This is a genomic window from Klebsiella sp. JB_Kp031 (assembly GCF_040064295.1).
Taxonomy (GTDB): domain Bacteria; phylum Pseudomonadota; class Gammaproteobacteria; order Enterobacterales; family Enterobacteriaceae; genus Klebsiella; species Klebsiella quasipneumoniae.
In genome coordinates, this window is the sequence record NZ_JBEAJW010000005.1 from 1 (window position 1) to 16,908 (window position 16,908).

Genomic DNA, 16,908 nt, shown 5'->3' on the forward strand with positions numbered 1-16,908 from the left:
AGGATAGCTACCGTCAGCGGTCACGTTTACCCGCCAGCGTTGAGGATGAGCACCGTCAGCGGTCACGTTTACACGCCAGCGTTGAGGATGAGCACAATCAGCGGATCCGTTTGCCCGCCAGCGTTGAGGATGAGCACCGGCAGCGGCCACGTTTACCCGCCAGCGTTGAGGATAGCCACCGTCAGCGGCCACGCTTACCCGCCAGCGTTGAGGATAGCTACCGTCAGCGGTCACGTTTACCCGCCAGCGTTGAGGATGAGCACCGGCAGCGGTCCTGTTTGCCCGCCAGCGTTGAGGATGAGCACCGGTAGCGGATCCGTTTACCCGCCAGCGTTGAGAATGATTCCCCTCTACCGACCCCGTTAACACGCCAGCTTTGACACTACCAGCGACTACAGTCGACATTAAAATCGCCGTGACCTGCTGCAGCGTGATATACGCCCGGCTGGCATCAAAAGAATCTTAACCAAACAGCACACATCCAGCGGTACAGGAGGCCAGGTTTAACCCGGGGCAGAAACAGATTGATCTATAGCGACTTGTTAGGATCATTTAGCAAAAACCAATCCCGAAAGGCCTGCTTGCTATCGAAGGTGGGAAGGTTATGTATGGACAAGTTCCAGTTAATGATTTTCACTATAAAAGACAAAAATTCAATTTCAGCCTCATTCAGTACACCCTCTCCTTTTTTCCGTATATAGAAGTCATACCATCGTTCGTAGGCGGATACATTGATAGATTCAGATGCTTCCAGAAGCCGGGGGATATAATAAACCAGTTCTTCAAAGGCAATACTGCCTTGAGGGATATCAGAACGGCTCAGGCGACAAAGAAGGTTAATCGTGGCTCGAAGGTGATGCCACTGCTGTGCCGGGGAGGATGGGAGGGCGTTCATGCTTATCGGAAGTTCATGAGGAATTAAAGCAAGGATCTGATTTCCACTGGTAGACAGCTCACGCCGGTACTGGTGTAAAGTATGGTGTTTAACCTTCTTCATCATAGGATGGTAGATCCATTTTTTCGCTTCCTCAGAAACGAAAAGTAACTTTTCTATCGCATCCATCATCTTTATGCCTTCCCCATTCTCACGATATGGAGCGATGATACTTTCAATCCGAACGGCATCGATCTCCACCAGCGCCAGCTGGTCTGTTTGCGCTAACAGGTCTGGATTGGGCTGGATATCCTCCGACGTATCATTAATAAATATCCCGATTGTCGTATCGTTACATAACCCTGTGAGGTCAGCATTAAGGCCACAAACAATCCCACCACCAGCGAGATTTTTGAGGTTAACTATCCCTTTCTCCTTACCCTGCAGAAGATGAGGGAGAGCAAGGTATTTTTTTTCCTGTATTTTCACCTTTATGTATTTTTTTATATGTTGTAGTGTGAGCTCACTACAAACCCCTTTTACTTCTGTGCTGTGGGTAAAATGCCATTTTTTATTTTGACCCTGTTTGGCAATCAGGGAGGTCCCACAGATGAGGCAGATACAGTTACACGAAAGCCCATTTTCAACGCTGGCGATATCAACAATTTTATTTGAATCCGTATCAAATCCAAACGGGATCCATTTTTGTGCATTACGTCGCATGTATATTCCTCGTTAAAAATGAGTAAAGGAATTCTACATCATCCGTTTTTATCAAACCTGGAATAACAGCGTCTAATTACATTATTCATATCTCATCGGGGATGAGATGCCACACGGAAGCAGGTATTTTGTCATAGTTTTTTTTCATGTAGATCTCAGCCCTGCGGTGATCATAAGCTCCGTTCAGGCTGGTTATCTTATTTATATCCCCACCTTCATCATTTAATTTATCCAGGATACGCTCAAACACTCGGTCAAGGGTTTCAGTCGTACTGCACTTTCTGAACTTCAGGAGATAGGTTTCTCTCAGGCTACTGTGCGCATTTGGGCTTTTCAACAACGACGCTCCGGGGCATGTTCAAAAACACTGGCTATTTTCGAAAACAGTAAACGAAGTTCCACGCACAGGCAAGAGAAGCCATTTGATTAATTCACGTTCTGCCTGGATTTGAAAAAAAACAATGTTACTATACTGGTTATAAAAACAGTATCAGTGAAAAGACATGAGATCTTCCCATGACAGATAAAACCAAACTGGTTGCTATCTCACGAACCGATGACATGAGTGCTCTGGATGCACTCAAGCTGTTGCGGTTTCGCCGGTACAATACGGCCAGAAGTCAGTTAAGGGTCACGAGTGTCTGGTCTGCATGGTGCGCCAGGCACGGTCTGACCCCCTTCCCCGTCACAGCGGTTGATGTCGAGCGCTATATTAATGGGCTGAATGGATCCGTTAAAATGGCGACTATCTCTCATTTTATTGCATGCCTTTCAAGCGTTAACAGCAGCCTGGGTTTTCCAGACTTCCGCAACGTTCTGATAAAAGCACTGGTTCAGGTATGGCGGGCGCGGGAGAATGAGAAAAAAATCGTCACCGGTCAGGCCCTGCCATTTCTTATATCCGATCTCAATATTCTTCGCCGGTCGCTGCATAAAAGCGACGACCTGAGAGACATACGGGACCTTGCAATGATATGGGTTGGGTTTGAAACCCTGCTGCGTAACGTGGAAATTCGAAGGATTAAAACCGGCGACCTGAAATGGCAAAATGACACGTCCTGTTACCTTCTGGATGTCATGCGGACCAAGACAAGCCTTTCAAGTAACCTGACATTTCAGCTCTCACCACAATGCAGTCAGCATGTCAGACGGTTGATTGAGACGGTGGAATACACCGATACCGAAACCTTCGGGCACCGTTTTCTTTTTCAGCCTGTAAACATCCATACGAACCGATATTTCCCGTCCACCAGCAGTAAGCTATCCCGGGGTAAATCCATAGACAGGATGCTGGTCAAAGCAGGATTCAGTGAGGGGTTACTGACGCAGTTACAGAATGAATCAAAGGTATCACGGGAAGATGTTGGTATGCTGTCGTCTAATTCACTGAACCAGGCATTTGCACGCCTCTGGGGGATTGCCGGAAAGGTCAGCGACAGTAACCGACAGTCCGGGCGGTACCGGACATGGACAGGACACAGTGTGCGTGTGGGGGGAGCCATAGAGCTGTTTAAGGCCGGGTACTCCCTGGAAAAGATTACCGAGATGGGGAACTGGTCTGATCCAAAGATGGTCTTCCGTTATATCCGGGGATATCTTGCCAGTGAAAAAGCCATGGTAAGCTTTATGCGTAATCATCTGGACGACATATAGATTTTACGGAGAGAAACACCAGCACTCAGCAACATGTTTCTGAGCGCTGGTCACTTATGAACTTTTCAGATATTCAGTTCTTTCAAATCTGTCACAACAAAATCCCCTTTACCTGAAAGACTGTCAAAATCATCGAGTGTAAATTCATGGGTGTGATACCAAATGACCCTGCATGTGGGGCAGGTAACAGGTAACAAATCTTCCGCTAATTTTTCGCTGTTATGGATAACCTCACCCATCTCGTTATGTTCGACAATATAACCGCTTATGCAAAGGGTTTCGTACCCATGAGCACCGGTAACAATATGGGTTGCTGTTCTCTCACGAATTTCCCCATTAATTTTAATCTGCTCTCGAGTGGTAATCGTTCTTTTATTATTCATGAAAACTCCGGATGATATTTAAAAACGGCTGACATTGCTCCCTGCTTCGGAATAATTGTGAAGGCAGGCAGGAAACCGGAAAATGCGTTACCCTGTGCCTGAATCAGTTCTGGTGCGTCTCACGAAGGAAAATGAGAGGCGATATCATGGATTATCCTTTTTGAGCAGCTTTTTCTTCTTTTCTTTGTTTTTTTAATCTCCGTTTTGCCCGGAAATTTGCAACGGTATAGAGAGTGACAGATGCAATGAAATTCACCAGTGCAGCAAACTCTACTGCCAGATTGATCACGGCAGGTTTGACAGGAAGCCAGAGTGAGACAAGGAGAAGGAGGAACGATGTGATACACCGTAAGGCGTGTACATTAGAGCCTCCACTCTGGTTAATCATACCCGTACCGGAACAGATTTTGTTTGTCAGATAATTTAATCCGAATGCACAAACAGCAGATACTAACAAGAAAATCGCGTAAGTCATTTTTCCTCCAGAGGTTTTAATCTTAATTTGACCACGTTAACCAGTTTCATTATTCCCGCCTCATCCGGTACGAAAATGTAACGACATCTCGGCCATGTTGCGTGCGTAAATATCTTACCAGCGGTGTTGATATTCAGAGGCATAAGCCTTTCGGTCTTGCTCAATGGCATTTTCTCTATCGGGATCAACCCTGACTTAAAACTTTTTATCATTAAGTCGAGAGGGGTTTTACAATCTTTATTGCTCATCGTTTCTGTGTAACGGATCATCCCGGCAATCGTTACCTGTATCGTTCCTATATCAGATTCGAATTTCGGCAGCACCGGCCAGTAAGGAATTTCAAAATCCACACTGGTAAGCGCCTGTTCGTAACCCTGCTCATTTGTTTCTGCAACCGTTTTAAGGCCTGGGAACCGGGCGTGCATAAATTTGATAATCTTTACCACATTGGGCGTGCTGGCCTGACGCTGATATATCTCTGGCAGCCATGTGGACGTGGTGGCCCATGTCGTGGTGCATGCATAAGTTTTTTGCTCCATATGCCATAAAATAGAGGTGTCAGCCAGGAAGTGATGAACAGTCAACAGCTCGGCCAGCAGCCGATCTTCATCTGGATGTGTTATGGCATTTTTGAAACAGACCTGTACGCGGAAACGTTCTTTTGCAGACAGAAAAGTGTTTCCCCTACTGACGGCCACTTTGTATAACCTCCTGGCCGGATCAGCTTCACAAATCCCGGTTAGAATCCGGCTCATTTTGACTCCCTGATGACTTCCACCAGCCCTATACGGGGCAGGACAGAACGATATTTTTCATTAAAATCGCCGCGCTTCTGCCTTTCACCTTTTACGTAATTTTTTAACGGATTAAACCGTCCCGGTTCGCTGAACAAAATTAATGGTAAAGGCGCGCGAAAGTTGAGTTTGTACGGCCCATGAACATCATCTGGATCTTCAGGACTGGTGTACCGGATATTGACGTTAACAGCCGGAAAGTTACTTTCCCGGATGAGCCGAAATTTTCTCGAACTTTCATCGTCATGACTCACTTCATCATTGAGCAACGACAGCATCATGATTTCTTCGGTTCGTTCCTGTTTCAGCCGTTCAATATCCTGTTTTGTCAGACTGATATCCGGCTGGAGCTCAGTTATCTCCCTGCGCAAGCGGTCGATAACCGTTTCCAGCCGGGTAAATTTATGAATGACAGGGATTTGCCAGGTGAACCCCAGGGAGCGAATTTGCTCAGTAACGATCCGGATATTACGGGACACCTGTAAAGTCACCAGCCACGGGTAAACCTGATGCAGAATTTCTGACCGGGAGTCCTGGTAATGAGTGATAGCTTTTACAGCCTCAGCAAATTTGTCGCGAAGCCGGTTGATTTCACCCACCAGCGACATCACCTGATCATGATTGTTTCTGACCACAACGAACCCGGGATATTTTCGGGTGATTTTGGTTGAATAATGCTCATCCCTGACATGGACTTTATCAACCCGCTGCTGCCGGTAAATATCCACCAGGGTGTCGACGTCGGGTACCGAATGAGTCACATTGATTTCCTGTGGAGGATTCAACTCCTCAACACTACGGGGCTCCGGGAGCGTGGCAAGGTAAGATGAGCCGATATCGCTGTGACGGAGTAAACTGTGCAGCTCACCGAGTTTGCGTAGTTGCTCTTCGTTGTAATGGGCAAAGTCAGTATTCATATCGTCTCCCGTATCGTATTCCTGAACGTGCGACGGTAATCGTTAAACAAACTCTGGTAAAGACTTAAACGTCAGCCATACAGGCTGGCGTCGCCCGTCCCTGCATACTCTGACGAGGCGATAACGGTTTTTCTCCATCGTGACCAGCCAGTACCCATCGGAGACAGGGCGATCGAGAGTGAACAGTTTTAACCCGTAAAAACCCATCGAGGTAAACAGACGCCCTTCCCGCTCCCGGAAAGAGACCGTAAAGGACGGGAACAGAAGCCAGAATGCAGTGAAGAAAACATACCAGGTATACGGAACAGTCAGTTGTAGAATTTCATAGTTCCTGACGGTAGCTGTGACCAGGCCAAGGCTGAATACAGCAGCAATGCTGGCATATACTTTGAAAGACGCGCTATCGGAGTTTTTCCAGGTAATACCACTAATACAATGCACTTTGCTCATCGCCTTGCCTCAATGTAGTTGTCTGCGCACTTTCATCCGGGGAAGAATTTCTTTCTCCCACAGAGACCTTGCATTCCCATGCCCCCCCAGGAGTTGCATAGCACAAACCCTGTTAAACACAGTTACTTCTTTCCTGATTGCCTGGGTTTGACTGTCTGTGAGCTCAATGCATTCCGGTACCAGCTGCATAACACCGTTCATCATTTCGGCCTTTATGAGGCCTGGACCGTCTTTTGGGTCAGCCTCACAGGATTCCTTTACATTAAACCCGAATGAACAAAGAAGCTGGCCCTGTGCCTTAGGCCCCATCTGGACCCCCCGGCTATCGACGGTAAAGCGGACGATCGCGTAATCCCCTCCCTGATCGCTGGTTATGTTTCTTACCAGCATGCTGACCGGAGTCATATGAAGCCAGCTGTAGATACCCAAAACAATTTCTTCTTTTAAAATCATATTCAATTTACTGGTTCTCATTTTCTCATTTATGAATATGAAAACATAAAAAAAAGCTCTGTAAAGCCCTAATCTGTAGAAAGCAAAGGTTTGGTGGCTTTTAACTTGTATTCAATAAAAATTCCGGCTGCATCTGCAGCTGTTATTTCAGACAATATGGCATCAATGATTTCCGGCTCCGTGATGTTATTGAACCCCTGCTTACGAACCATCTCTTTAACGCACTCAAAACGTCGGGCTGTTGCCGGGTCGATGACAAATGTATTTAGATGCACATCTTCGCATACGCCAGACGTCTCATTTAGTTTCATGTTCACTCTCCAGATCAGGGATGAAGTCAAAGTTGTACGCAATCGCTTTTTCAGGTGATTCACCCGCGATGAGTTTTAACCAGGAGTAAGAGTCTTGCTGGTTAAGAAAAATAACGAGATACCCTTCATCTGCACTGTTTCGCTGTTTAATGAATTCAATCTCATTATCCATTCCGAAACCAAATGGCCCATGTATAACACGCGACTGCTCTGGAAGCATTGAGCTGAACATTGATACCACGACTTCCCTCAGCTCCAAATTTTGGTGCGCAATAAAAGCCACTCTTTTACCTTCCTTGACGGAAGCTACAATTCGTTTAACACTCGACTTCACGTTATAGCGATACACAATCAACCGGAGCCGGGTCATGCAGAGGAAAATAATACATACGCAGCTGACAAGAGCCCCATAAGCTGAGCCTTCAATGAACCAGTTAAGGAATCCCAAAACAACCAGTCCCAAAAAAGTGACTATACTCAACAGGAAAATATAAAAGTTAATTTTACGGTCTTTTGGATACCAGGTAGATGCAACGGCTATGATAGCCATTACGCCGACTAATGCATACATTGAAAGATCAAACGGGTTACTCATCGATAGTCTCGCAATCGTGCCCAGGGCAGCCCTTGACAGGTGAAAATTCAGGGCATTCTTGAGTAGTTATAAGTCGCTCACCGGCGTTAAAGCGTATTTGTAAGTCACTACGTAAAGCTTCTGCATTCTCCCCCCCCAAAAGGTAGAGCAGAAACTCATCATCAGCCAAAAGTAACTTTTCCAGGTCATAGCACTCATGTTTGTAGTCCATCATTCCTCCTTGAGACTATTAAATCACAGAGGAAAGACAAATTTTCTGTACTAAAGGGCTAAATCTGGAAGATCAAGTAAATTTTTTGGCAAAAAAAAAGCGCATAAAATATGCGCTCTTTTTTTAATAGACAACAATGGGTAATTAGTTCATACGGAGCATATGGTTCTCAACTCTTGCTATGAAGTTACTCATTGAGGGAAGGTTTAACTCGTCTCCTATGCGTTTACAGTCAAAAAGTGACTTTGCAGGGGAAAAGTTAAAGCCTTTATTATTAACAAACTCTAAAATCTCTTTCAGATACGAGTTTTTACTTCCGGCACTGAAGGAGTTGAGTAAAGGCCCACGATCTAAAAGTTCACCTGCTGCTTTTTTGGTCAACTTAATACCTTGTTTACTTATCATCTTACAATGATAGTACTCAAAGCTTTCACTACCTTCCCAGTCTAGAGACCTGGAGGAGTGAAACTCAGAAAGCAAAAGCAACATTGTGCCATGATCACGAACAACATATAAAAATTCAAAATTACCATTTATCAACGCTTGCTTAACTAAGCGCAAATCTATCTCTATGTCGTAGTCATACCAAGGGCTATTAACAAGAGAAGCGGAATGCTTCAGAATGAAGTGTTCCTTAACCCAGTTAAAAACCGATTCGATATCATAATCATAATAAACGTTCATAATTAGCTCTCCTAAAGTAAAAAAGGGAGAGCCCCACAGGGAGCACTCTCCCTGTATGGGTTATGAAATTATTTAATCAAGTCAAAAAATCTTTCTTCCAGTTTGCCTGGGAAAGCTTCATGACCCTTGAGCATTAATACATCATTCCAATCGACACCTTTCGCACCATCAGGTATATCCAGTTCAGGCAAATGAATCTCAACCCGGACTGTTGCTTCAGGATAGCGTTCAGCAAGTAAGGGCTCCATACGGCTCTTGAGAACACGTGCAGCGGACTCACCAGCTGAATTACCGGTGTTTGGATTTACCCGATCTTTATCTGCCCAAATCGACAATTCAATAAATTGGCAATCAGAAGGTGGCATTAAATACTCAGGTATTTCCAGCATTTCCATAAATGTTGAACTTGAAGATGCCCAGCAAGGAATTGAAGTCGCCTCAGTTACTGATAGCGCATTCTCAATACCTTCACTAACCCCCAAAAACCATGATTTTGTTTCATCACAGTAAGTTGGTTTAAATAACTGCATCGAACCACCATTCATCTGGTAGACCGGTTTCATCATTAACTTTGGGTTTTCAACATCAGCTTTTTTAAGTCCATCATCAGTAAGATGAGTTTTATGGATAGTGCAATTGCGACCGAATTTATCGTTAAAAATAGCAACCATCGTTGGATGAAAACTGGCTGGCTTATTAGAACCGGGCCAGTATCTCATCTTAGCATTAAACCCCAGACTAGCTGGAATTTTTGTGAGCATCCGTTTTATACCGCGCCCTGATAGATATCGAGCAACCAATGAATCGGGTGTCACAAACTTTGTGTATTTATACACGGCTTCTAACTTATTTATACGACTAAGTCTCTCTTCCTCACCAATATCTGAAAAAGATTGAGCTTTTTTGTCATAAAGAACAATATTAACACGGTCGGCTTCAGTTAACTTTCTATCCTTGGAAACACCAAGCATTTCAAGAATGTTTTTTGCAGCCTGCGTTTTACTAATGCTTTTTAGTTCAGCAATTAAATCAATGCCATCAATAAAAGTATTATGGGGATAATCCTCATGAATAGCATGAACACTTTCTAGCGTCCTATCTTTAAATCTGAATTTCGTTTTGCCACTACCAGTAAACGGGCATTTGACAGAACGTGGAGCTTTTTCTAAAGCCTCCTGAAACTCAGGATAGTACGTTAATACATTACGCCATCCACCCAGCTGCTGCACATGAGATTTGACAAGGTCAAAAGTTTCTTGCGCGTACTGCATAGGGGTTTTAGCCGGTGAATTATAATTTGTAGAATGACTCATAATACTCTCCTAGCTGACATTGTGGGTTTCACAATGCCTACTGCAATGCAGATAACATTGAGAAACCCACAACGCAGAATGAAAGAAGTGCCACGAAGTGGCACAATCATTTATAAGACTTCGAAACCATTAGCAATATATTTCGCCACCAGTCTTTCAACTGCTGAATCCATTGCTTCGGAATTGTCTTCGGAAAATGTGGCATCACGAACTAATCGTTCAACCGGCATAATTCCATTAACAACTTCCCCTTCTGTGACGTATACCTTGGTTCCAATCATCCCACTGTCTAATTGACGAGAGTCAACGCGAACACGTTTAATATACTTATTACCTTTCATATGTTTGCTCCTTAAAGGCGAGCAAACATACCCATGCGGGTATATAAGCCCGCTTGGGAAGATAATAGAAGTTAAACTAGGCTTCTGATTAAATCTTTATACAAAGAATTTAATTCAGAGATATCGTTTATTTTTTTAAAATAAACACCATCAAAGCCTAGAGGTTTATCAATGCCATAACCGACACAAACAATATCTATGCCATGTTTTTTAGCATTTTTAACTGCTGAGCATACATCATCTATTGATTCAGATGGGTCACCATCAGTCGCAATAAAGATAACTTTACGTGAGAAATTCAAACGTGAGAAATATTCCACGCATGAATTAATCGCTGTCGCAGTTGGGGTATGTAATCCGCTAGAAACATTTTCATAATTTGAAAAGCAACTAGATACAGATTTATTAAAAAACTTAAGTATATCTATATAACCTTCTTTTTGAACTGGATAAACAAGATCAGCAACATCAATATTGTTCACCGATTCACAAGCAAGGGTAAATGCAAGATTTGCTTTTAAGGCTAAAACTGATACGTCATGCATTGATACAGAGATATCACGCAGGTTTATTACACCTACATCAGACCTTTTGTATCCCTCCCCGTTTTTCTTAAACACAGAGGTTGCACCCATAGGTACTTCAACAAGCTTTCTACTATGAATACGAGATCCACGATCAGTTAGCCTGTTGTTACGCCGTACAGTTTGCTTATTTAAAGAAGAAAGTAACTTTCTTAGCTCACGAGAGTGAGCTAGAGCATTATTATAGTCCTCCTCGGTCAGAGTGATAAAACCAAAACGAAAACCAAAGTTTTGAATTTCAGCATCACTGAAAGAAGATGCCATTTGAGATATGGATTTTTTTATAGCTTCATGAAAATCATGAGAATTATCCTGTTCAGCCTCTGTGTCTAGGTATTCATCAAGATCTTCAATCGCCTTTCTTAATTGCGCTGGTGAGAAACTTTGTGTTGTACGTGCAGAAGTTACAGAACCATCAGAACCGTCAGAGCCATCAGAGCCATCAGAGCCATCAGAGCCGTCAGAGTCATCAGAGCCGTCAGAGTCATCAGAGCCGTCAGAGTCATCAGAGCCGTCAGAGCCGTCAGAGCCGTCAGAGTCATCAGAGTCATCAGAGTCATCTAATCGGTTTTGTTCTTCTTTATCTTTTAGATCATCACGTAACTTTTCTAGTTCTTCATATAGTTTCAATCCTAACTCACATGCCATAAGAGTTGAATTAACCCCTGTGGCTTCGAGAATCAAAGAATCAAAACGGTCTTTCATGTCGAATAGAACAGTATCAGCAAGAGCAAAAAAATCATTCAATATTTCAGGAACGCCTTCTTGCCCAAGCTGATTTACACGAAGCTTGTTTAAAATATACATTTCAATGTAGGAAACGATATTAGAACCGTCACCAGTCATGTTTCCATCACTAACCATAAACGAATACATTTCAGCAAGCATTACTTTTGAAAGCGGAAACTGATTACCAGTTTTCTCTTCCATCTGAATGTCTTCGAAGAGGTTAATAGAACGATGAAGCCTCTTAAGTTTTATTTCCGCTTTTTTCTCCTCTTCTTTAGAGGAAAAACTAGCGGTTCCGTCAGGCATTATACATTCGAAGCCAGGTTGTTTTGATAAATATTCATTTTCAAAATCAACAGTAGTTTCGATTTCTGTATAACGATTATGACCACCTTCATGACATATCCAGCCGCTACATAGCTTCCAGTATTTGTCATTACTAAAGTCACCGTTTGGTAAAAAAATAGTTTTAGATCTCATGTTAATGCATGGTGTTGCATGTGGCCCCAAAAAAAGAACATTGAGTTCAGGATCAGCACCAATCACACGAGCAAGATTATCTACAGCCAACTTACTACGAATAGAATTGTTTAGCTTAATAGTCATATAGCACCCATAAAGTTAAATGGGCGCACCCATGTGGGTTTGCCCACAAGGGATTAGAAGATATCAAAAATTAAATGGAGTCGAGAAAGTTACTTTTTTCTGGACTACATCATTATTTGAGACCGGAGTTATCGAAGAATTAGATGTCTTAGCAGGAATACCATTTCCAGTAAAAGGATCAACGAAAATGGAACCAGTATTATTAGCCAAATTATCATCTAAATCGTTAAAACGATTTTTAATTTCGGCAATAAAACCTGTTACAAGATCGTCACCATCCATAATTCTGTTCAAACGATTCGTATCACTTAGCAGTAATAACCATTCGCGAAACAAACTCATGTGAAGGGGGGAATCCAAATTACCAGAAGGAAGATGGTTTAGTACGCTTTGGATAGAGTCAGCAATTTTAGTTGCACGATCATCCAAAAACATAAAACTCACAACCTTATCTTTTAAATTTGACAGTTTTTCTACGAAAGTCTGGTCAATTTTAGGTTTTGTGCAGGAAGCATAGATAGATTCAGCAGTCAGAGCAATATCCTGTATTAAACCAACTGAATAGCGGTCTCCTAAATCCTCTCCATCAATTGACATTGGTGTGAAAGGGATTGGATGGCTAATCTGGAAAAGAAACGATTTTTCGAAGTCATCTTTAGTCATTCTTAATTTTTCAATTAATTCTGCCAATTTAGGACTTCTGTCTTTTTCCATCTGAATGTATTCTTCATAACGCTCTAGAGCATTCTGAATGCCTTCCTTGAAATATTCTCGGACGGCCTCTACTTCAATCAAATACTCTTCCAACTTAGAGGTTGGCAGTATATTCATGGAGCTGAAAGGAATGCAATATTTACGTTTGAGATTACTCAATCTTGTATGAACAGCGCTTTTAAAGTTCAAAGCCTTAGTAGAAATCCATTGGACTTCAACCTTACTCACACTCGATTGGTCCGATACTTCATCTTCATCAAGAAACTGTCGAATTTCATTCGTTCTACGGCGACCCTGACATCCTTCGACATCTACCTTAATAATAACGGCACCATCTTGTAATTCAGGATTGCGGTCGATGAAACTTTTTACAGTGTTACTGATTTGAGTGGTATCAGCAATAGCAGCGATTTTGATATTAGCCATGATATTTCTCCAGTATGCACCGGAAAAATATCTCCCAAAGGGAAAATATTTCCCGGTGGGGGGGGGGGTAGGTAAAATTTAAATAAACGTATCAATTACAATTGTGAAATTGAACGTGATACTTCTTCCGGGAAAAGTTGCTCAAGCAAAATTTCAGCTTTACTACATGCTTCAGAAGATAACTTAGACGTGAATGCAATTTTAAACCCAACAGAAATTTCTTCATCAAGGACTTTGGAGGTAGAAATCCATGAAATCAATTCACGAATATCCATCACCAGTTCGTCATCTTTCAGATTGTTAAGTTCAAAAGCAACTTTTGCAAACATTCTTAAACATGAAGGTTTCAAATCAGGAAAATGAGCCTCAGCTGCACAATACATAGCTTGTTCATCAGGTCGAATCATCGGCAATATTAAAAAACGCTTAATAAATGCAGAGTCTTGGGACTGTGATGAAGCGAAACGCATATCCTCTCCACTCATGTTAGTGTTAGCTGTACCAATAAAGCGGGTGTAGCGATTTGCATAAATCAACTCGCCACCTTCTTTACCGGTTGCCCACGGTTTACGCTCAAGCGGCATATGAAGCTTAGCTGCCGTATCTGGGTTTATTTTATCTATCTCATCAAGAAGAATGATATGCCCATCACGATAGCCTTGCACAAGGTCACTATAAACATACCGTGTATTTCCATTTTCTAGCGTTCTCATACCTTCAAGATCATCAATCGATAACTCATTGTTGATTTGTTTGATGGTGATAGGCCAGTTCAGCATATGGCTGATATATAATGCTAACTCCGTTTTACCAGATCCAGATTCTCCTTGCAGGCAGATGCCAGCAGTTACTTCATTATTTAAAAGTAACTTCACCATACGGCGTAGAGTGATCGGATTTGGACGATATTTACTGTTTAACGGAGCACGAAAAGGAGTAACTCTTTTGAAAATAGGTATAACGTCATTTTCTCCAAAACAGTCAACATTAAAGTGCTCGTTTGCACGGACAATAATGTATTCCTCTTCATCTTGATATTCTATAGCCTTGGTTAACTCATGAGGTTCGAAATATTTAATTTCTAAGTCAGAGTTAACATTCAAAGTTAGAATTTTTGCATTGTTGTTAGCAGTAGTAGCGGGTGTCATATATAACTCCGTTGGATATTTATGAAATTAAAGGTTTTTGATAATGGCTTTCGAAGTGCTGAAAAGTAATCCGTAATCAAAACCGTATACATGAGATATTACCTTACATGCATCGGAATATAACCACTCAACATAATCCACAGCTTCGGTTTTAAGAACATAAGAATCGGTATTCTGATCCAAAGTCCAGGCACCATTTTCACTTAGATTTTCAAGGATAATCATTTGCTCATCGAAAATCTTTTTAAAGAGTTTCAATCTGTCAGCTATTGACCATTTAATGATCAATGATCTCCTTGTATAACAGTATCTATCATCTAAGAAATCTGACCATTTAATCGGGCCTATAATAGGATGAGAAAATGTTAAGTTGTCAGTTTCTAAAGATTTAATAAGATCTTGCCTTGACTCTCTTGAACGTATTGCAAGAAGAAGTCTTGACTTAATAAAATCAATAATTTCATCTGGGTCATATCCGAAGCGATGACACACAATTTGAAATTGTTTAGTACAATACCAATCTAACTCCAATTTTAATTTCGGTGTTAGATATCGAAACCCATTGGCATCAATTTTATAGACCATCGATTGGTCTATATGGTACTGAACGGTTACAAAAGATGACTCCATTATTTTATAGAAGAACGTACATATATGTTCATCTGTCCAAATGAAATCATCTAGCTCTTGATAATCATGGTTCGGTACTTTGTTACCATGATCTTCAACGATTGAGTTTGATTCCACAGGTATATATACCTTTTCTTTAATTCCATCATCCTCAAAGAAGAATCTGAAACTAAGTTGGTTTTCATTCTCAATCTTTCTTAATTTACTACTTAAATGCATGATAGGTTTCTCCATAGGAGAAACCCAAATGGGATTTCTCCCAATAGGGGTTAAAAAATTATTAACGTGTTAAGAACCTTGAACCGCCGAAACCTTCAATAGGCTTAGGAGCTCGGTGAATCAATTTCTGGGCCTGGACTCTAACAACCGTCAATTCACCAGAGTGAACTTTATCAGTCACCAGACAACCAGTTATCATCAGGTTATCGCCTCGAATAATCTCTTTAAACTCCTTATCATACAGGTCTTGAGGTATTTTCACTTGGATCGATGAAACTACCATTTCTATTTTACCATTTCTTTCCATTTCCTGTTTGTTATCCAGTATTAGCATAATAGTGTCATATTCATTACGAACAATCACCTTATTAACCTCGCCGGAAACGCAAACAGTATTTATGTGATTTGTAAACATGTTAGGCCTCTTTTAAAAAATAAAAAGAGACCCAAAAGGAGTCTCTTTTTCTCCTTGTGGATGTATGATTAAACTGCAAAAGTTCGAGATGTCCAGCCCTTATTATTAAGTTCAACTTATAAAGCCACACTTAAGGAATAAGATTGTCATCTGTAATAGCTAATGAAATTCATAACACTGGCAAATCCGATATAGAGAAAAGCAAGACAAGCAGCACCCTTGAGCACTCTTGATACCGTAACATCTAACCTCTTTCCAATGCTATTATTTTCAACAGTTTTAATTTCTTGCGCTTGATTTGTTTCCATAACTGCTTTGGCTTTCAATTCATCATCTTTCAATGATTCTTCAAGCTTAAGCAAGCGTGGCATTAAATCAGCAACTACAAAATCAAAACCATTAACTTTGTGAATCATCATTTCTTTAAAAGTTAAGTCATAATGCTTATCTTTAAGGCCAAACTCCTTCATCAAAGGCTTCAATTTACCATACAGATCATTGAGGTCATGATGACGAGATTCAACTGTTTCAACAAAGTGCTCACGTTTATAAAACACATGCACCTCATCAATAACCAGATCAAGCCATTTGCTTACTTTAACAGCTCCAAGTTTCATCAACTTATCTTTTCCGAAGTTAAGAGTTTCTGACGTAACAATGGAGCTAATATTCAACTCAATAAACTTTTCATCTAGAGATGATAAAAAAGCATCGAGTGTTTTTTCACGTGGAATATCGGGAAACTCTTCAAGAAGTTGTTCAGCCTCATCGAGGTTGATCTCCTTAATGAAAACATCACCGACATTAACGCTGTAGATTACAGAACGTTCACAACCAACTAAATGCTTCAGTTTAGAACTTTCTTCAAGCGCCTTTAACTCGATTACGCGGCTTACAGACTCAGTCATATACCAGACGTAGGTCTTATCGTTATCGGTGCCCTTTTCTATTTTAGAGATATCACTACCAGTATTTGATGGTGGAATTTCTTCACCATAAAATGCTTTGGCATGAGCCATCAAAATTGAATCTTTTTCAATTTTTCTAGCCGCCGGGCGTGATGGTTTAGCTGATGTGGATGTTTTAGCACGAGTAGCAGTTGTAGCGTTAGTTTTAGCAGTAGTCATTTTATATACCTTTAAATTGTTAATTAATTCAATAGAACCGTATGTCAGTTCTGGTTGAAATTGGCGAATGCCGTCGTTTATCACCCTGAAGCAACAAACCGCCTGAGTTTATACTTTTCTGGCATTAGAAAGT

General features: G+C 41.5%; 22 protein-coding genes. 2 read left to right on the top strand and 20 right to left on the bottom strand.

All coding sequences use genetic code 11. From position 1 onward, the window contains the following. The coding region (locus ABLV64_RS04745; protein WP_348851550.1) for a hypothetical protein at positions 1 to 311 on the top strand (311 nt) is incomplete at its 5' end. A 218-nt stretch (positions 312 to 529) separates the two neighbouring features. Here the strand turns inward: ABLV64_RS04745 and ABLV64_RS04750 are convergent. Beyond that, the gene (locus tag ABLV64_RS04750; protein ID WP_110437867.1) at positions 530 to 1,597 is read right to left on the bottom strand and encodes a hypothetical protein; all 1,068 of its coding nucleotides are present in this window, start codon (positions 1,595 to 1,597) and stop codon (positions 530 to 532) included. A gap of 85 nt (positions 1,598 to 1,682) precedes the next feature. Next, positions 1,683 to 1,937 carry an Hha/YmoA family nucleoid-associated regulatory protein gene (locus tag ABLV64_RS04755; protein WP_016946352.1) on the bottom strand — a complete coding sequence of 85 codons (255 nt, stop codon included), beginning with the start codon at positions 1,935 to 1,937 and terminating at the stop codon, positions 1,683 to 1,685. 176 nt (positions 1,938 to 2,113) lie between these two features. Between ABLV64_RS04755 and ABLV64_RS04760 the strand changes: the two genes are divergently transcribed. After that, a complete protein-coding gene (locus ABLV64_RS04760) occupies positions 2,114 to 3,250 on the top strand; it encodes a tyrosine-type recombinase/integrase (protein ID WP_017901102.1) in 1,137 nt (378 codons plus the stop codon). Positions 3,251 to 3,315: 65 nt separating this feature from the next. On the opposite strand, the gene ABLV64_RS04765 is transcribed toward ABLV64_RS04760, so the two are convergent. The 18 genes from ABLV64_RS04765 to ABLV64_RS04850 all read right to left on the bottom strand — a co-directional run bounded on the left by ABLV64_RS04765 (position 3,316) and on the right by ABLV64_RS04850 (position 16,775). Continuing rightward, positions 3,316 to 3,633, bottom strand: coding sequence for a hypothetical protein (locus ABLV64_RS04765; RefSeq protein ID WP_004026552.1), 318 nt, complete (start codon positions 3,631 to 3,633; stop codon positions 3,316 to 3,318). A gap of 151 nt (positions 3,634 to 3,784) precedes the next feature. Continuing rightward, entirely contained in the window at positions 3,785 to 4,108 is a 324-nt protein-coding gene (locus ABLV64_RS04770) for a hypothetical protein (RefSeq protein WP_080861579.1), read from the bottom strand. Beyond that, entirely contained in the window at positions 4,105 to 4,863 is a 759-nt protein-coding gene (locus ABLV64_RS04775) for a hypothetical protein (RefSeq protein WP_042934801.1), read from the bottom strand. The genes ABLV64_RS04770 and ABLV64_RS04775 overlap by 4 nt, the downstream gene beginning before the upstream one ends. After that, positions 4,860 to 5,819 carry a DNA replication terminus site-binding protein gene (locus ABLV64_RS04780; protein ID WP_105329861.1) on the bottom strand — a complete coding sequence of 320 codons (960 nt, stop codon included), beginning with the start codon at positions 5,817 to 5,819 and terminating at the stop codon, positions 4,860 to 4,862. The genes ABLV64_RS04775 and ABLV64_RS04780 overlap by 4 nt, the downstream gene beginning before the upstream one ends. Positions 5,820 to 5,861: 42 nt before the next feature. Next, on the bottom strand, positions 5,862 to 6,269 hold the full coding sequence (locus ABLV64_RS04785) for a hypothetical protein (RefSeq protein ID WP_004186937.1): 408 nt from the start codon (positions 6,267 to 6,269) through the stop codon (positions 5,862 to 5,864). Between the two features lie 9 nt (positions 6,270 to 6,278). Then, entirely contained in the window at positions 6,279 to 6,743 is a 465-nt protein-coding gene (locus tag ABLV64_RS04790; protein ID WP_004181762.1) for a hypothetical protein, read from the bottom strand. Between the two features lie 47 nt (positions 6,744 to 6,790). Then, positions 6,791 to 7,033 carry a hypothetical protein gene (locus ABLV64_RS04795; protein ID WP_004181763.1) on the bottom strand — a complete coding sequence of 81 codons (243 nt, stop codon included), beginning with the start codon at positions 7,031 to 7,033 and terminating at the stop codon, positions 6,791 to 6,793. Then, the gene (locus tag ABLV64_RS04800) at positions 7,020 to 7,628 is read right to left on the bottom strand and encodes a hypothetical protein (RefSeq protein ID WP_004181764.1); all 609 of its coding nucleotides are present in this window, start codon (positions 7,626 to 7,628) and stop codon (positions 7,020 to 7,022) included. The genes ABLV64_RS04795 and ABLV64_RS04800 overlap by 14 nt, the downstream gene beginning before the upstream one ends. Next, on the bottom strand, positions 7,621 to 7,842 hold the full coding sequence (locus ABLV64_RS04805) for a hypothetical protein (RefSeq protein ID WP_223175070.1): 222 nt from the start codon (positions 7,840 to 7,842) through the stop codon (positions 7,621 to 7,623). The genes ABLV64_RS04800 and ABLV64_RS04805 overlap by 8 nt, the downstream gene beginning before the upstream one ends. A gap of 141 nt (positions 7,843 to 7,983) precedes the next feature. Continuing rightward, positions 7,984 to 8,523 carry a hypothetical protein gene (locus ABLV64_RS04810; RefSeq protein WP_004181766.1) on the bottom strand — a complete coding sequence of 180 codons (540 nt, stop codon included), beginning with the start codon at positions 8,521 to 8,523 and terminating at the stop codon, positions 7,984 to 7,986. 68 nt (positions 8,524 to 8,591) lie between these two features. Beyond that, positions 8,592 to 9,836, bottom strand: coding sequence for a toprim domain-containing protein (locus ABLV64_RS04815; protein WP_004181767.1), 1,245 nt, complete (start codon positions 9,834 to 9,836; stop codon positions 8,592 to 8,594). A gap of 110 nt (positions 9,837 to 9,946) precedes the next feature. Continuing rightward, positions 9,947 to 10,177 (bottom strand): hypothetical protein, encoded by a 231-nt coding sequence (locus tag ABLV64_RS04820; protein ID WP_004181768.1) that lies wholly within the window; start codon positions 10,175 to 10,177, stop codon positions 9,947 to 9,949. Positions 10,178 to 10,248: 71 nt separating this feature from the next. Further along, complete coding sequence (locus tag ABLV64_RS04825; protein WP_348843429.1) at positions 10,249 to 12,096, bottom strand: VWA domain-containing protein; 1,848 nt, start codon at positions 12,094 to 12,096, stop codon at positions 10,249 to 10,251. A gap of 63 nt (positions 12,097 to 12,159) precedes the next feature. Next, positions 12,160 to 13,236, bottom strand: coding sequence for a DUF3150 domain-containing protein (locus tag ABLV64_RS04830; RefSeq protein WP_004026538.1), 1,077 nt, complete (start codon positions 13,234 to 13,236; stop codon positions 12,160 to 12,162). Between the two features lie 95 nt (positions 13,237 to 13,331). Beyond that, a complete protein-coding gene (locus ABLV64_RS04835; RefSeq protein WP_004181771.1) occupies positions 13,332 to 14,384 on the bottom strand; it encodes an AAA family ATPase in 1,053 nt (350 codons plus the stop codon). 27 nt (positions 14,385 to 14,411) lie between these two features. Beyond that, positions 14,412 to 15,233 (bottom strand): hypothetical protein, encoded by an 822-nt coding sequence (locus ABLV64_RS04840; RefSeq protein ID WP_004181772.1) that lies wholly within the window; start codon positions 15,231 to 15,233, stop codon positions 14,412 to 14,414. Positions 15,234 to 15,294: 61 nt separating this feature from the next. Further along, positions 15,295 to 15,648, bottom strand: coding sequence for a hypothetical protein (locus tag ABLV64_RS04845; RefSeq protein ID WP_004181774.1), 354 nt, complete (start codon positions 15,646 to 15,648; stop codon positions 15,295 to 15,297). A 146-nt stretch (positions 15,649 to 15,794) separates the two neighbouring features. Then, the gene (locus tag ABLV64_RS04850; RefSeq protein WP_042919284.1) at positions 15,795 to 16,775 is read right to left on the bottom strand and encodes a hypothetical protein; all 981 of its coding nucleotides are present in this window, start codon (positions 16,773 to 16,775) and stop codon (positions 15,795 to 15,797) included. Positions 16,776 to 16,908: the final 133 nt, after the last annotated feature.

Excerpts from the sequence above, each read along its gene's own strand:
- ABLV64_RS04800 (WP_004181764.1), bottom strand. The coding sequence starts at position 7,628 with ATGAGTAACCCGTTTGATCTTTCAATGTATGCATTAGTCGGCGTAATG.
- ABLV64_RS04845 (WP_004181774.1), bottom strand. The coding sequence starts at position 15,648 with ATGTTTACAAATCACATAAATACTGTTTGCGTTTCCGGCGAGGTTAAT.
- ABLV64_RS04825 (WP_348843429.1), bottom strand. The coding sequence starts at position 12,096 with ATGACTATTAAGCTAAACAATTCTATTCGTAGTAAGTTGGCTGTAGAT.
- ABLV64_RS04820 (WP_004181768.1), bottom strand. The coding sequence starts at position 10,177 with ATGAAAGGTAATAAGTATATTAAACGTGTTCGCGTTGACTCTCGTCAA.
- ABLV64_RS04785 (WP_004186937.1), bottom strand. The coding sequence starts at position 6,269 with ATGAGCAAAGTGCATTGTATTAGTGGTATTACCTGGAAAAACTCCGAT.
- ABLV64_RS04835 (WP_004181771.1), bottom strand. The coding sequence starts at position 14,384 with ATGACACCCGCTACTACTGCTAACAACAATGCAAAAATTCTAACTTTG.
- ABLV64_RS04805 (WP_223175070.1), bottom strand. The coding sequence starts at position 7,842 with ATGATGGACTACAAACATGAGTGCTATGACCTGGAAAAGTTACTTTTG.
- ABLV64_RS04775 (WP_042934801.1), bottom strand. The coding sequence starts at position 4,863 with ATGAGCCGGATTCTAACCGGGATTTGTGAAGCTGATCCGGCCAGGAGG.
- ABLV64_RS04780 (WP_105329861.1), bottom strand. The coding sequence starts at position 5,819 with ATGAATACTGACTTTGCCCATTACAACGAAGAGCAACTACGCAAACTC.
- ABLV64_RS04840 (WP_004181772.1), bottom strand. The coding sequence starts at position 15,233 with ATGCATTTAAGTAGTAAATTAAGAAAGATTGAGAATGAAAACCAACTT.
- ABLV64_RS04850 (WP_042919284.1), bottom strand. The coding sequence starts at position 16,775 with ATGACTACTGCTAAAACTAACGCTACAACTGCTACTCGTGCTAAAACA.
- ABLV64_RS04765 (WP_004026552.1), bottom strand. The coding sequence starts at position 3,633 with ATGAATAATAAAAGAACGATTACCACTCGAGAGCAGATTAAAATTAAT.
- ABLV64_RS04795 (WP_004181763.1), bottom strand. The coding sequence starts at position 7,033 with ATGAAACTAAATGAGACGTCTGGCGTATGCGAAGATGTGCATCTAAAT.
- ABLV64_RS04770 (WP_080861579.1), bottom strand. The coding sequence starts at position 4,108 with ATGACTTACGCGATTTTCTTGTTAGTATCTGCTGTTTGTGCATTCGGA.
- ABLV64_RS04815 (WP_004181767.1), bottom strand. The coding sequence starts at position 9,836 with ATGAGTCATTCTACAAATTATAATTCACCGGCTAAAACCCCTATGCAG.
- ABLV64_RS04830 (WP_004026538.1), bottom strand. The coding sequence starts at position 13,236 with ATGGCTAATATCAAAATCGCTGCTATTGCTGATACCACTCAAATCAGT.
- ABLV64_RS04790 (WP_004181762.1), bottom strand. The coding sequence starts at position 6,743 with ATGAGAACCAGTAAATTGAATATGATTTTAAAAGAAGAAATTGTTTTG.
- ABLV64_RS04810 (WP_004181766.1), bottom strand. The coding sequence starts at position 8,523 with ATGAACGTTTATTATGATTATGATATCGAATCGGTTTTTAACTGGGTT.
- ABLV64_RS04760 (WP_017901102.1), top strand. The coding sequence starts at position 2,114 with ATGACAGATAAAACCAAACTGGTTGCTATCTCACGAACCGATGACATG.
- ABLV64_RS04750 (WP_110437867.1), bottom strand. The coding sequence starts at position 1,597 with ATGCGACGTAATGCACAAAAATGGATCCCGTTTGGATTTGATACGGAT.